The sequence below is a fragment of the Kitasatospora sp. NPDC001225 genome (genome assembly GCF_053597855.1).
Genome location: NZ_JBSFJC010000178.1, coordinates 1 through 13,717 on the forward strand (window position 1 = coordinate 1; position 13,717 = coordinate 13,717).

Here is a 13,717-nt window from a genome sequence, read left to right on the forward strand (position 1 = left end):
TTGACCCTGCGCGGCCTGTGCGCCGCCGCCGGAGGCCGAGACTACGTAAATGTAGACATCCGATTTGGGTAAGGCTTGCCTTACTTCGAAGTCGTTGTTACGTTCATGTCGTCCGGCCGTTCGAGCCGCCCCGGACCCCACGCCCCACGCGCTGCTCCCGCCCGTCCCACACCGGTGCGGTGATGCCGCGTGCTCGCACACCTCTCCCGTCCCGCCCCCGGAAGGTCCCGCCGTGCCCACCTGCCCTGCCCCGGTACGCCGCCTCGACACCGCCACCGCCACGGAACTGACCGACACCGCCGCCGAGTTGCTGGCCCGCCACGGCTCCGCCACCAGCCCCGACCTGCTGGCCGACCTGCCCGCGACCCGCACCCGACTCAGCGCGGAACTCCGGCACGCGCTGCGCCCGGTGGACACCGCCGACGGCCTGTTCGTGCTGCGCGGCCTGCGCCCCGACGACACCGAACTCGGCCCCACGCCCGGCCACTGGTCGACCGTCGGCGACGCCGGCGCGCTGTGGGACGTGACGCTGCTGCTGGTCTCCGCCCTGATGGGCACCCCGATCGCCTGGGACGGCCAGCAGGACGGCCGGTTCGTGCACAACATCGTGCCCTCGCCCGGCCACGAGAGCGAGCAGACCGGCGCCTCCAGCTCCGTCCTGCTCACCCCGCACACCGAGGACGCCTTCCACCCCGGCCGCGCCCACCTGCTGCTGCTCTGCTGCATGCGCAACCACGACCGGATCGCCACCACCGCGGCCGGCGTACGGCTGACCGCGCTCGCCCAAGCCGACCTGGAGCAACTGAAGCGGCCCGTCGCGCCGATCCTGCCCGACGACGCCTACGAGCAGGCCCAGCAGTTCCCCGGACGGCCCGCCCCGGTACCCACCCTCTTCGACTCCCCCGACGGCCTGACCATGCGCTACGACCCCGCCTACACCCCGCTGGAGGGGACGGACGAGGCCTGGCGCGGCGCCTACGAGCGCCTGGGCGAGGAGCTGGCCCGGGTGTCCGTCGCGGTGAGCCTGGAGCCGGGCGACGTCCTGGTCGTCGACAACGACCTCGTCGTCCACGGCCGCGTCCCCTTCCGGGCCCGCTACGACGGCACCGACCGCTGGCTCAAGCGCGCCTCCGTCCGGGTCGAGGACCGCCCCACCCGCCCGCTCGCCGAGCACGACGAGCACGGCTACGGCCAGGCCGCCCTCACCGCCTGGGCCTCCTGACCGCCCGCTCTCCCCCCCCCTGCTTTCCAGACGCCGCCTCACCGAACCGAAAGGGCACCCGCGTGGACCGGGACGACACCACCCTGCGCGTACTCTCCACCAGCGACCTCGCCGGCCTGGACATCACCCTGGCCGACGTCGTCGACACCGTCGAACAGGCCTACCGCACCCTGGCCGCCGGCCGGTCCGACAACCCCCGCAAGCTCACCGTCCAGCCCGCCGACGGCCACTCCGTCTCCTACGCCATGCTCGGCCGCGACGGGGTGCGCAACGTCGTCGCGTTCAAGACCTCGTACAAGCACGGCCTGGACAAGGGCCGCGACGAGCAGCACTACTACACGACGCTGACCGTCTACGACGACGTCACCGGCCTGCCGGTCGCCATGATGGACTGCTCCCGCATCGGCTCGCTGCGCACCCCGGCCGTCTCCGCCCTGCTGGCCCGCGAGTGCGCCTCCCCCGACGCCGCCACCGCGCTGGTGATCGGCACCGGCACCCAGGGCCGCCTCGCGCTGCCGTTCCTGCTCACCACGCTGCCCGGGCTGAAGCGCCTGCTGCTCTCCGGCACCCACCCCGACGGCATCGCCGCCGTCCGCCAGGAGCTGGAGCGCCACTTCCCCGGCCGCGAGCTGGAGTTGGTCACCGACCTCGAGGCGGCCGCCCGGGACGCGGACGTCATCGTCGCCACCGCCGGCGGCCACACCCCCGCCGCCGTCGAGGCCGACTGGCTGAAGCCCGGCGCGACCGCGATCCTCGTCGGCCACGGCCTCGCCCCGTCCACGCTGCACCGCGCGGACCGGGTGATCGCCACCAGCGAGGCCCAGATGCGCGTCACCGGCACCGACATGGCCGACGCCGACGGCACCCTGCCCGCCGTCGACCTGGAACTGCCCGCCGCCATCTCCGGCGCCTCCAACGCCCGTACCGCGCCCGACCAGCGGATCTTCGCCTACAACAGCGGCCTGGTCGTCACCGACATCGCGCTCGGCCACCGCTTCGCCCAACTCGCCGCCGACCAGGGCCTGGGCACCGAGGTGGACCTGTGGCGCTGACCCTGCCCGCCCATCCCGACCCCCTCGCCGAGCGCCTCCACGCGAGCGGCCTGCTCCACGAACTCGCCCACGGCCTCGGCGGAGGGTTCCACTACCTGCTGCCCGAGCGGTTCGACGCCAACCTCGCCGCGTTCCGCGCCGTCCTCGCCGACACCGGCGTGGACGGGCGGGTCTACTACGCCAAGAAGGCCAACAAGGCCGCCGCGTTCGTCGAACGCTGCGCCGCCACCGGCGCCGGGCTCGACGTCGCCTCGCTCGGCGAACTGCGCGAGGCGCTCGGCCACGGCGTGCGCGGCGAGGACCTCGTCGTCACCGGCCCCGCCAAGTCCGAGGCCCTGCTGCGCATCGCGGCCCTCCAGGGCGCGCTGATCGCCGTCGACGCCCTCGACGAACTGGAGCGCGTCCTGCACCTGGACGTCCCCCGGCCCGTCCGCCTCCTGCTGCGCCGTCACCCGCCGGCCCAGCCCCGTAGCCGCTTCGGCCTCGACGACGACCAGCTGGACGCCGCGCTGTCGCGCTGCGCCGCGGCCGGTGAGCGGGTCCGGATGGAGGGCTTCAGCTTCCACCTGTCCGGCTACGAGGTGCGGCCGCGCACCGACCTCGCGGGCGAACTCGTCGACCTGTGCCTCAAGGCCCGGACGATGGGCCTGCCGGCGGACCGGATCAGCATCGGCGGCGGCTTCGCCGTCGACTACGTGCCCGCCGACGCCTGGGAGCTGTTCCTCGCCGAGCAGGAGCCCGGGCACTACCACGGCGGCCGGACGTTCAGCACGGGCGACTTCTACCCCTACCACTCCCCCGTCGCCGGGGCCGACGCGCTGCGCTCGATCCTCACCGGCCGCCCGGGCAGGCAGGGGCCCGACCTGGCCGAGCGGCTGCGGGAGGCCGGCGTGACGCTGCTGCTGGAACCCGGACGCGCGCTGCTCGACCGGGCCGGCTCCTCCGTCTTCGTCGTCCAGGGCGTCAAGGACCGGGCCGGATACGGCATCGTCACCGTCGACGGCACCAGCCTGAGCCTGTCCGAGCAGTGGTTCAACAGCGAGTACCTGCCCGAGCCCGTACTCCTTCCCCGCTCTCCCAGCCAGCCGGCCGAGGAGTACCGGGCGTGCGTCGGCGGCGCCAGCTGCCTCGACTCCGACCTCCTGACCTGGCGCAAGATCCCCTTCCCCGCCCGGCCCCGGGTCGGCGACCTCCTCGTCTACCCCAACACCGCCGGCTACCAGATGGACTCCAACGAGTCCCCCTTCCACGACCTCCCCCTGCCGGCCAAGGTCGTCGTCCAGCACGAGGACGGCCGACCGCGCTGGCGCCTCGACCGCCGCCCCGCCCGCTGATCCCACTGATCCGACGCCGCCCACCGCGCTCACCAGGAAGCCCCCCGCCATGACCGACGCCCTGCACCGCCCCCCGGTGGTCACCCGGATCTCCGACCTCATCGGCTACACCCCGCTGTTCGAACTCGCCCGCGCCGACAACGGCGCCCGCCTGCTCCTCAAACTGGAGATGTTCAACCCCATCGGCAGCGCCAAGATCCGCATGGCCCGGCAGATGGTCCTCGACGCCGAGGAGCGCGGACAGCTGCGCGAGGGCGGCCACATCATCGAGTCCACCTCCGGCAACACCGGCCTCGGGCTGGCCGTGGTCGCCGCCGAACGCGGCTACCGCTTCACCGCCGTCGTCGACAACCACGCCGCCGCCGACAAGCTGCGCGGCATGAAGGCGATGGGCACCGAGCTGGTGTACGTCGACGCGGACACCGACGGCGAGGAGCTGCACACCGCCGCCCGCGAGGAGCTCGCCGAGGAGATGGCCCGCGGCAGGGACAACACCTTCTTCACCGAGCAGCACAACAACCCCAGCAACGCGGTCGGTTACCACGCGGTCGGCCGGGAGATCGCCCAGGCCCTGGACAACCGGGTCGACGTGCTGGTCGGCGCCGTCGGCACCGGCGGCGGGCTGTGCGGCACCGCCCGCGAGCTCAAGGCGTACGTGCCGGACGTGACGGTCGTCGGCGTCGAGCCGAAGGGCTCCATCGCCTTCGGCCCGCCCGCCCACGACTACTACCAGTCCGGCACCGGCACCCCCGAGGGCGCCACCATCGGCCTGCTCGTCGACTACGACCTCATAGACGAGGGCGTCAAGGTCGGCGACATCGAGGCCTTCGCCACCGCCCGCGTCGTCGCCCGCCGCACCGGGCTGCTCATCGGCGGCTCCGCCGGCGGCGTCGTCCACGACGCCCTGACCCGCCTGACGACCCTGCCGCCGGACGCCGTTATGGTCGCGTTCATCAACGACGGCGGGGAGAAGTACCTGGACACCGTCTTCAACGACGACTGGATGACGGCCCGCGACCTCCTCGACGAGGCCGTCGAGACCGGCATCGACGAATCCCTCGCCAAACTCCGCAGGCCCTGACACCCCCAGAGACGTGACACCCAGAGACGTGACACCCACCATGCAGCAGCTGACCACCCTGGCGCGCGACAGCCGCGCGCTCGCCGCCCTCGCCGTACCGCTCGCCCTCACCCAGCTCGCCCAGGTCGCCCTCACCACCACCGACACGATCATGATGGGCGTCCTGGGCACCGAGGCCCTCGCGGCCGGCGGCCTCGCCCTGGTGATCTTCAACCAGCTCCGCACCATGGGCGTCGGGCTGGTCACCTCCGTCGGCAACCAGGTGGCGGCCGCGGCGGCCCGGGCCGAACGCGCCGGAACCGCCGAGCCCGCTGGACCCGCCGCCGACACCGACGCCGCCGACCAGGAAGTCCGGGGCCTGGTGCGGGCCGCGATGGCCGTCGCCACCCTCGCCGGACTGGCCGGCGCCGTCCTGATGGTCCTCATCGGCCAGGCCGCCACCTGGCTCGGCCAGGACGCGGAGGTCGCCCACCGCGCCCAGGGCATGCTCGCCGCCCTCGCCCCCGGCCTCGTGCCCTGCCTCTGGTTCCAGGCGATCCGCCAGTTCACCGTCGGCATGCGCCGCCCCCAGGCGCTGCTGCGGATCACCCTCGCCTCCGTCGCCGTCAACGCCGCCCTCAACTGGGCCTTCATCCACGGCACCTGGGGCCTGCCCCGGCTCGGCCTCACCGGCATCGGCGTCGCCACCAGCAGCGTCTACCTGCTGTCCTTCCTCGCCCTCTACGCCTCCGCCCGCCGCGACGACCGGCTGGCACCGCTGCTGAGCCTGGACTTCTGGCGCGCCGACGCCGCGACCGTCCGCCGCCTGCTCGGCCTCGGCACGCCGATCGCCGCCACCTACGGCTCCGAGGCCGGGTTCTTCTCCGTCACCGCGCTGCTCGCCGGCAGCTTCGGCCCCGCCGCGCTCGCCGCCCACACCGCCGTCAACCAGCTGATCTACATCGTCTTCCAGGTCGCCGTCGGCCTCTCGCACGCCGCGTCCATCAACGTCAGCCGCGAACTCGCCCTCGGCGAGTACGCCGCCGCCCGCCGCATCAAGAACACCGCGCTCGCCTGCGGCGCCGTGGTGATGACGGTCGTCGGCACCCTCTACCTCGCGCTCCCGGACCTCGTCCTGCGCCCCTACTTCGACCCGAACGCGCCCACCGACCAGCAGGGCCTGGAGATCGCCACCGGCCTGCTCGTCGTCGTCGCCGTCCTGCAGTTCTTCGACTGCGCCCAGAACATCGGCGTCGGCCTGCTGCGCGGCCTCGACGACACCAGGAGCGGCTTCCGCATCACCCTCGTCGGCTACTGGGCCGTCGGCCTGCCCGCCTCCTGGCTCCTCGCCTACCCCCTCGGCGGCGAGACCCGCGGCCTCTGGTTCGGCCTGCTGATCGGCCTCGCCACCACCGCGGTCCTCCTGCTGCGCCGCTACGGCCGCGCCCTCACCGCCAGGGCCGCCGCGGCACCCGACGCCGTCGCCGCCGGAGCCTGACAGCCCGTCGGCGGTGCCGGAGGGCGGGTGCCACCCCGCCCGCCCTCCGGCGCACCACCCTGCTCCGCATCCACCCACCACCACGTGAGACTCCCCCATGCACGCTGCCTCGCTCGCCGCCACCGCCACCCCGTACGTCCTGCCCCCGCTGTGGCGCGTCCTGACCAAGGCCGGCTACTTCCTCGGCCTCAGCGCGGCCATCGGCACCACCGTCACCTACGCCACCACCGTCCGCCCCGCCCTGCGCGGCGCGGACCCCGACGACTCCAGGGTCCTGCGCGCCAGGGCCGCGACCTATCTGGCCGTGTCCGGCGTGGTCCTCCTGGTCGCCGGCTACTTCCAGCTCGCCGCCCGCCTCGCCCGCGCCGGCAAGGGCATGCCCTTCGGTGACGCCCTCGCCCCCGGCAGGCTCTGGGACTACCTCCAGGCGCCGGCCGCCAAGGGCGCCTGGATCGCCCAGGGCACCGTCCACCTCGTCCAGAACGCCGTCCTGGCCGCGACCGCCGTCCTGCTGGCCGCCCTGTTCGTCCCGGCCGTACGCCGCCACGTCGACGCGATAGCGCTCACCGCGCTGCCGGCCGCCCTCGCCGTCACCCTGATCGCCGCCGTCCCGACCACCGCCCCCGCCGGTCTCGACCGCTGGCTCGACCTCCTCCTCGACCAGGTGCACATCGTCTCGGGCACCGTCTGGCTCGGCGGCCTCGCCCTGCTCGTCGCGCTCGCCGGCACCCGCGGCCGGCTCGGCACGGGCGCCGGCCTGCTGTGGGCGGACCTGTGGCGCCGCTTCAGCCTGGTCGCCATGGTCTGCGTCGCCGCCGTCACCATCTCCGGCCTCTGGCTCAGCTGGAAGCACGTCGGCGCGGTCTCCCAGCTGTGGACCACCGGCTACGGCCTCGCCCTGCTCGTCAAGGTCCTCCTCGTCCTCGGCCTCGTCACCGCCGGCGCCTTCAACCAGTTCTGGCTGATGCCCCGCATCGCCCACGCCCGGCGCACCGACGACACCTCCTCGCTGCTCCACCTCACGCTGCGGCACTTCCCGAAGGTCGTGTGGGGAGAGGTCGCCCTCGGCGTCGCCGTCCTGGCGGTCGTCCCGTTCATCACCGGATCGGCGCGCGCCGAGGCCGCGGACGCCAAGGCCGTCTCCTCCGGCACCGTCTTCGCGGCCGGCGCCGCCCTCGTGCTGGCCCTCGGCGTCTCCCTCTACGCCACCGCCAAGGCCTCCGACGCCCTGGCCCGTCGTCAGGGCGCCACCGCCTGACAGCGAACGTGGGGCCGCCGACCCGGGTCGGCGGCCCCACGTGCCCCTTACGCCCGCGCGTCGTCGACCCGGGCACGAACCAGGCAGCGGCAGTCCGGAGGCGGAGACGCCGCCCCCGGGCAGCGGACCGGACGCACCCCGGCATGACCCGTGTCATCGCCGACATCTCGGTTTCCCCGGACGGCTTCGTCACCGGCCCCGACCCCGGACCGGACAACGGCCTGGGCACCGGCGGCCCGGCCCCGCACGCAACTCCCGGGAGGCCAGGAGGGGTTCACGTGCGGGGCACCACTCGGATACGGGTGGCGGGTGCCGGGGTCAGCCCGCGGCGCAGCCGCCGTTCCGGCAGTCCTGCCAGGGGCCCCAGGGGCCGCCCGGAGCCTGCTCGGAGATCCGGGCCGTCCACGACGTGGCGTTCCACATGTGCGCGAGCACCGTCAGCCGCCCGTCCGCCGACTGCGTGACGGAGGAGGGAGTGGCCACCCCCGCCGGGAGCGGGCCGGATCCCAGATCGTTCCAGGAGCCCCAGACCCCGGGGGCGCTCTGCTCGTTGACGTACAACCGCGGGCTGCCCGAGCCCTGGTAGACCTCGAAGAAGGCCAGCGTGCCGTCCGCCCGCTGGAAGGCCACCGGTGGCCCGAAGAACCTCGGCACGCCCGCCCCGGCGGGGCCGAAGGGCTCGGGCGCCGACCACGGACCGTCCGGGCCGGCCTGGTGGATCCGTACCAGGACCGACGACTGGTATCCGATGGTGAACACCTCCAGGGCGCCGTCGGCGTCCGCGGCGGCGGTGAGCACCAGGTTCTGGAAGTTGAGGCTCATGCCGCTGACCTGGCTCCAGGCGCCGAACGGGCCACCGGGGGCGGACTGCGTCTGGTACCAGATGGTCTGGCCGGTGGCGTAGTCGGTCGAGAAGACCGCGAACCGCGCCTGGGTGCCGTCGGGACGGGTGACCGTGGTGGACTGGCCCTCGGTGCCCGGGGGAGTTCCGGTGTCCCTCGGCAGGCCCGTCTCCGCGTCCGGTGCGGCGAGCACCGACGCCGGTGCCCCTGTCCGCACCTGCGCCTGCGCGGTCGGTGCGAGGAGGCCCACCGCACTGATGAGTGCGGCGCAGACGGTGGCCGCCGCCGTGAATCGCCGTGGGCTCTTCGGCATCGCTGGTTCCTGCCTTCCGATCGGTCGTCGAGGCCCGGCCGGGCGGGGCGCGGGCTGCCGGCCATCCTGCCCGCCAGGGCGACGGGTTCGGGCGCCCGCACCCGGGAATGGCCTGAACACGCGGGCCGCACCCCTGCACCGTGGAGTCCACGGCAACCGTCCATTCCACCCGGCCCACCGCATCGTCGACCTGGACGTGTTCCAGCAGCTTCGCCCAGGTCTCGGATTGTCGCACCCGACGGGTTCAATGGAACCGACGAGTCGACCGACGGGAGCACCGCGCATGGAGCCAACCTTCTTCTCAAGTCCTGAGGAGTTCCGGGACTGGCTGGAGGAGCACCATGCGACTGCCTCCGAATGCCGGGTGGGCATGTGGAAGAAGGGAACGGGCAAGCCCACCCTGAGCTGGTCGGAGGCGGTCGACCAGGCCCTGTGCTACGGCTGGATCGACGGCCGGCAGAGCCCGATCGACGACTTCTCCTGGACGATCCGGTTCACCCCGCGCAGGCCGCGCGGCAACTGGAGCCTGGTCAACCTCCGCAAGATCGAGGAGCTGACCGCGCAGGGGCTCATGCGGCCGGCCGGCATCGCGGTGTTCGAAGCCCGTGACCGGGGCCGCGAGGAGAAGCCGGTCTGGGAGTTCGAGGCGGCGCAGTTGGCTCGTTTCCAAGCGGAACCGCGGGCGTGGGAGTGGTTCAGCGGGCAGGCGCCGTCCTACCGCAAGTCGGCGATCCACCATGTGATCAGTGCCAAGCGGGACGAGACCCGGGAGCGGCGGTTGGACCAGCTGATCGCCGACAGCCTGGAGGGGGTGCGGCTCAAGCCGTTCCGGCGCCCCGGAACCTGAGGGCCCGGCAGACCCGCCGACTCGTGACCAGGCGACTGCCGGAACGGACGAACCCACCCTGTTGAACGGAACTGTTCGCGAAGCCCTGCCTCGTCCGCTTCAAGACGGGTGAAGGTCTCCGCGGGTGCGCGGCCGGCCGTATCGTTCGACGAGGGCGTTGCCGATCGAGGCCAGGTGGTCTCGCACACCCGGAGGGCCGGTCACCTCGACCCATTCGACCAGCCCTGAGAGCTCGCCGGCGAGGATGCACTCGTTGGGGCCGCGGATCACGACCTCGATGCGGCCATCGGTCGTGGAACCTCCCACGTCGAGCCGGTCGCCGAGCGCCATCCGGAGTATGCCTATCCCGTCGGGTGTGCATACCGCCTGGACCTCCAGCGGCGTTCGTTTGCGATCGACCTCTTCGGCGATCTCATTCCAGCTCTCGGCAAGGTCGAAGTCCCCGGGTCGGTGCACAGGGTCGCCGGTCGGGTCAGCGGACGACACGCGGTCGATCCGGAAGACCCGTCGGCCGGTCCCGGTGTTGGAGACGAGGTACCACACAGGGCCTTTGGCGACGATGCCCAGCGGGTGGACGGTTCTCCGGGTTTCGACGCCTTTGCTGTCGACGTAGCCGAGCGACACCTGGACGCCGCTGATCACCGCGTCCTGGAGTTCGTCGAGGAAGCGCGGCGGCCGGTGCTCGATCCGGCTCGCCCCCCATCGCTGCGGGTCCACGACCAGCGACGCCGCCGCTGCCTCGGCCTGCACCTGGAAGGGCTTCGGCAGGGCATGGACGAGCTTGCGCAGGGCTGCCTTCATCGCCGGCGTCGCATCCGAGGCCGGACCGACGGCCAGGAACAGGGCGCGGGCCTCACTGGCGGTCAACCCGGACAGGTCGGTACGAGCGCCGCCCACGAGGCGCCAGCCGCCACCTCGGCCCTGTACGGAGTACACGGGCACCCCGGCCATGGCCAGGGCGTCGAGGTCGCGGCGGGCGGTGCGCTCGGAGACGTCCAGCTCTCGGGAGACCTCTGCGGCTGTCACCTGCTCGCGCCGTTGGAGCAGGAGGAGTACGGCCACCAGCCGATCGGATCGCATGCTGACAAAAGTCTCATGGAAACCGGTCATGGGGTGACCGGTTTGGGGAGCACGATGGCGACATGGCCTCATCGAGGAGGTCGACCGCCGGCGAACGCCCCAGAGAGGAAATGCAGTGTTCAATCCAGCAGAATTTCCCGAGCCCACCCTCGTCCAGGTCAACGGTGTGGAGCTCGAAGTCTTCGAGGCAGGCCGAGAGAACAAGGCAAGCCCATCGTGCTCTGCCACGGCTGGCCGGAGCACGCCTTCTCCTGGCGTCACCTGATGCCCGTCCTCGCAGCGACCGGCTACCACGTCATCGCACCGAACCAGCGGGGCTATGGCAACTCATCCCGCCCGACCGAGGTGACGGACTACGACATCGAACACCTGACGGGTGACCTCGTCGCGCTCCTGGACCACTACGGCTACGAGGACGCCACCTTCATCGGCCATGACTGGGGTGCGTTCGTCGTCTGGGGGCTGACCCTGTTGCACCCCGACCGGGTGAACAAGCTGATCAACCTGAGTCTGCCTTACCAGGAGCGCGGAGAAACGCCGTGGATCGAGGTCATGGAGACCTTCCTCGGCGGCGACTTCTATTTCGTCCACTTCAACCGGCAGCCGGGCGTCGCGGACGCCGCATTCGATGCCAACACCTCCCGGTTCCTCCGCAACCTCTACCGGAAGAACGTGCCCCCCGCATCCCCAGAACCGGGCATGGCGTTCATCAACCTCGCCAAGGCGGAAACAGCACTCGGTGAGCCCGTCATGAGCGACAGCGACCTGGCCGTCTACGTCTCCGCGTTCGAGACGTCGGGATTCACCGGCGGCATCAACTGGTACAGGAACCTCGACCGCAACTGGCACCAGCTGGCGGACGCGGACCCGGTCATCAAGCAGCCCGCCCTCATGATCTACGGCGACCAGGACTTCACGATCCCGAGGTTCGAAAGACTGGCAGAGTTCGTGCCCAACGTGGAAGTGGTCGGCCTGGAATGCGGTCACTGGATCCAGGAGGAAATGCCGGAAGAAACCAACCAGGTGATTTTGGAATGGCTGGAACGGCAGGGCTGGAGCCTGTCCGACAAATGATCACCGAGCGGGTGCATTGCTCGGTCCAAATTGCCTTGCCGTCCTGACGTCGGCCAGTAGGCGTCACCCGTAGGCGTCACGGCCCCGCGTGCGGGCGGCACCGTCAGGGCCGTCCCCGCTCCGCGATGGACCGGGTGACGGCGGCCAGGTGGTGGGAGGTCTCCCAGGCGCGCCGCTGGCTGGGGCCGCCGGGACCGGCCGCGAGGCCGTCGGCCCGGAGGCGGATCTCACCGTCCCCCCAGGACAGTTCGTCGTTCGTCCGACCGCCGAACCAGACCTCGGCCCGGGTGAGTTCGCGGCACAGCCGGAGCGTGTCGATCCCCGCCATGCCGACGGCCCGCACGACGTGCCAGTGCCGCCCGCTGGTGTAGCGCAGGTTGACGGGTGCGGCTCGCACGCGGGCGGGAGCGGGCGGCTCGGGGTGGGTGACGCCGTGGTCGCCGAAGTCGGGCGGTCGGCCTCCGGCCCGTCGGGCGACGCGCTCCCAGAGGTCGAGGTCGTGGCGGCGCAGCGCGGTGAGGACGTGGGGCGTGACGCGGCGCAGGGACGGCGGGAACGCGCCGCCGGCGAGCGCGATGCGCCGCCAGGGCAGTGCGCGGGCCCAGGCCAGGACCTCGGTTGCCCGTGGCACGAGGCCGGTGACCGTGTCGGCGTCGGGGAGGTAGCCGGCGTCGAGCAGCAGGTCGGTGTCCGGCGGCTTGAGCACGACGGCGTCGAGGGTGCGGCGGACGTCCTCGGTCAGTTCCCGGGGGCCGTGGGGCAGGTGGTTGAGGTCGACGCGCAGGCACCCTCCGGCGCCGTGGGCGAGCTGGGCCTGGCGGGTCTCGTCGAGGGAGCCGTCCGGGTCGGTGGTGCGGAAGGCGGGGACGAGCGTGTGGAGCCACTCGCGGAAGGCGTCGCTGAGCCAGCGCATCGCGTGGCCGCGGAAGCCGGTCCCCACGGCGCCGTACTGCCAGAGCTGCCCGCAGTCGACGGTCACGGTGAGGTTGCCGGGCAGGTGGTCCCCGGCGTGGTCGGCGAAGGTCTGCACGACGTCGGCCAGGCGCTGGTCGGGGTGGACTTCGAGGAGCGGGCGGATGCGCGCCTGGACGTCGGCGCTGATGTTGCGAAGGGCGATGAACTCGCCCACCTTGCCACGCAGGATCGGTACGTACTCCATCGGCATCCCCCTGCTGACGGTGGCGCGTGCGTTACCCGGGGTTACTGTCGCCCCGCCAGTGTGCGACGCCCGCCGCCGTCGCACCAGGGCGCGCACCCGGCGCAGCGGGCGGGCGCGCGGCGACGGCGTCCACCGGAGCGCGGGGTCGAGTCCGTGCCGCATGACGAAAACCGGACGGCCTGCCGGTCGTCGTGTCCGGGCCCCGCCGCCCGGAGCCCGCGTCACCCCTCCTCGGCCTCCCGGAGGGGGCGCAGCAGCTGGTCGAGGCCGAACTCGAAGCGCTCGTCGAACGCGGTGTCCTCCATGTGCCGGGCCACCCGGTCGAGCGCGGGGTAGCCGCCGTCGGCGAGTGCGGGGCCGAGGCTGTGCTCCTCGTCGGAGGCGCGGAGTGCCTGTTCCTCCTGGGTCAGGCCGAGCGTCAGGTACTGGATGCTCCAGAACGTCCAGGCGGCCCGGCGTTCGTCGAGTCCGGTGCTGAGCAGGGCCGCCACGACGTGGTCGGCGAAGCCGAGGGTCGCGGGCTCGGCGGCGTAGGTGCCCGCGACGACGGCCGCGCCGTCGCGGTGGGCGAGCAGGCTGCGGCGGTAGCGGCGGGCCAGTTCGCGCACGCGCTCGGCCGGGGCCTCGGGCAGGTCGGAGAACCGGACCTCGGCGACGATCGCCTCGGCCATCAGCTCCAGCAGCCGGGCCTTGGTCTTGGCGTGCCAGAGCACGGTGTTCATCCGTACGCCGAGGCGTTCGGCCGTGCCGCGCAGGGACACGGCGTCGGCGCCCTTCTCGTCGAGCAGTTCGAGCGCGGCGTTCACCACGGCGGTCGGGTCGAGCCGGGGCCGCGCGGTGGTCCGGGGTTGATTCTTGGTCACCGACCAAGTGTACTGGAGGAGCCATCGTTGGTCAGTGACCAAGAAAGGGGGCTTCGCCATGTCCGAAGCCACGCACACCAGCACGCACGCCTCCGCCCCCGCCCCCGCCCCCGCC

Annotated in this window: 11 protein-coding genes and 1 pseudogene; 8 read left to right on the forward strand and 4 right to left on the reverse strand. The window is 72.6% G+C overall.

Annotated elements, in window-relative coordinates:
- Nucleotides 1–232 precede the first annotated feature (232 nt).
- The 6 genes from ACWDCZ_RS35425 (at nt 233) to ACWDCZ_RS35450 (ending at nt 7,424) form a co-directional block, all read left to right on the forward strand.
- The gene (locus ACWDCZ_RS35425; protein WP_449818020.1) at nt 233–1,222 is read left to right on the forward strand and encodes a TauD/TfdA family dioxygenase; all 990 of its coding nucleotides are present in this window, start codon (nt 233–235) and stop codon (nt 1,220–1,222) included.
- Between the two features lie 62 nt (nt 1,223–1,284).
- The gene (locus ACWDCZ_RS35430; RefSeq protein ID WP_380780655.1) at nt 1,285–2,274 is read left to right on the forward strand and encodes an ornithine cyclodeaminase family protein; all 990 of its coding nucleotides are present in this window, start codon (nt 1,285–1,287) and stop codon (nt 2,272–2,274) included.
- On the forward strand, nt 2,265–3,608 hold the full coding sequence (locus tag ACWDCZ_RS35435; protein WP_449818021.1) for a Y4yA family PLP-dependent enzyme: 1,344 nt from the start codon (nt 2,265–2,267) through the stop codon (nt 3,606–3,608). The genes ACWDCZ_RS35430 and ACWDCZ_RS35435 overlap by 10 nt, the downstream gene beginning before the upstream one ends.
- A gap of 49 nt (nt 3,609–3,657) precedes the next feature.
- Nucleotides 3,658–4,689, forward strand: coding sequence for a cysteine synthase family protein (locus ACWDCZ_RS35440; protein ID WP_449818022.1), 1,032 nt, complete (start codon nt 3,658–3,660; stop codon nt 4,687–4,689).
- Nucleotides 4,690–4,729: 40 nt separating this feature from the next.
- Nucleotides 4,730–6,166, forward strand: a complete 1,437-nt coding sequence (locus ACWDCZ_RS35445; protein ID WP_449818026.1) for an MATE family efflux transporter — start codon at nt 4,730–4,732, stop codon at nt 6,164–6,166.
- A gap of 97 nt (nt 6,167–6,263) precedes the next feature.
- Complete coding sequence (locus ACWDCZ_RS35450; protein WP_449818023.1) at nt 6,264–7,424, forward strand: CopD family protein; 1,161 nt, start codon at nt 6,264–6,266, stop codon at nt 7,422–7,424.
- Between the two features lie 318 nt (nt 7,425–7,742).
- Here ACWDCZ_RS35450 and ACWDCZ_RS35455 read toward each other — a convergent pair whose 3' ends face one another.
- The gene (locus tag ACWDCZ_RS35455) at nt 7,743–8,579 is read right to left on the reverse strand and encodes a hypothetical protein (RefSeq protein ID WP_449818024.1); all 837 of its coding nucleotides are present in this window, start codon (nt 8,577–8,579) and stop codon (nt 7,743–7,745) included.
- Between the two features lie 283 nt (nt 8,580–8,862).
- Between ACWDCZ_RS35455 and ACWDCZ_RS35460 the strand changes: the two genes are divergently transcribed.
- Nucleotides 8,863–9,426 (forward strand): YdeI/OmpD-associated family protein, encoded by a 564-nt coding sequence (locus tag ACWDCZ_RS35460; protein WP_074002808.1) that lies wholly within the window; start codon nt 8,863–8,865, stop codon nt 9,424–9,426.
- Between the two features lie 99 nt (nt 9,427–9,525).
- Here ACWDCZ_RS35460 and ACWDCZ_RS35465 read toward each other — a convergent pair whose 3' ends face one another.
- The gene (locus ACWDCZ_RS35465) at nt 9,526–10,506 is read right to left on the reverse strand and encodes a helix-turn-helix transcriptional regulator (RefSeq protein WP_449818027.1); all 981 of its coding nucleotides are present in this window, start codon (nt 10,504–10,506) and stop codon (nt 9,526–9,528) included.
- Nucleotides 10,507–10,621: 115 nt separating this feature from the next.
- Between ACWDCZ_RS35465 and ACWDCZ_RS35470 the strand changes: the two are divergent.
- Nucleotides 10,622–11,580: pseudogene (locus ACWDCZ_RS35470) on the forward strand (alpha/beta fold hydrolase).
- Between the two features lie 103 nt (nt 11,581–11,683).
- On the opposite strand, the gene ACWDCZ_RS35475 reads toward ACWDCZ_RS35470, so the two are convergent.
- Entirely contained in the window at nt 11,684–12,739 is a 1,056-nt protein-coding gene (locus ACWDCZ_RS35475) for a beta family protein (RefSeq protein ID WP_449818025.1), read from the reverse strand.
- Between the two features lie 221 nt (nt 12,740–12,960).
- Nucleotides 12,961–13,602 (reverse strand): TetR/AcrR family transcriptional regulator C-terminal domain-containing protein, encoded by a 642-nt coding sequence (locus ACWDCZ_RS35480; RefSeq protein WP_449811057.1) that lies wholly within the window; start codon nt 13,600–13,602, stop codon nt 12,961–12,963.
- Nucleotides 13,603–13,717: the final 115 nt, after the last annotated feature.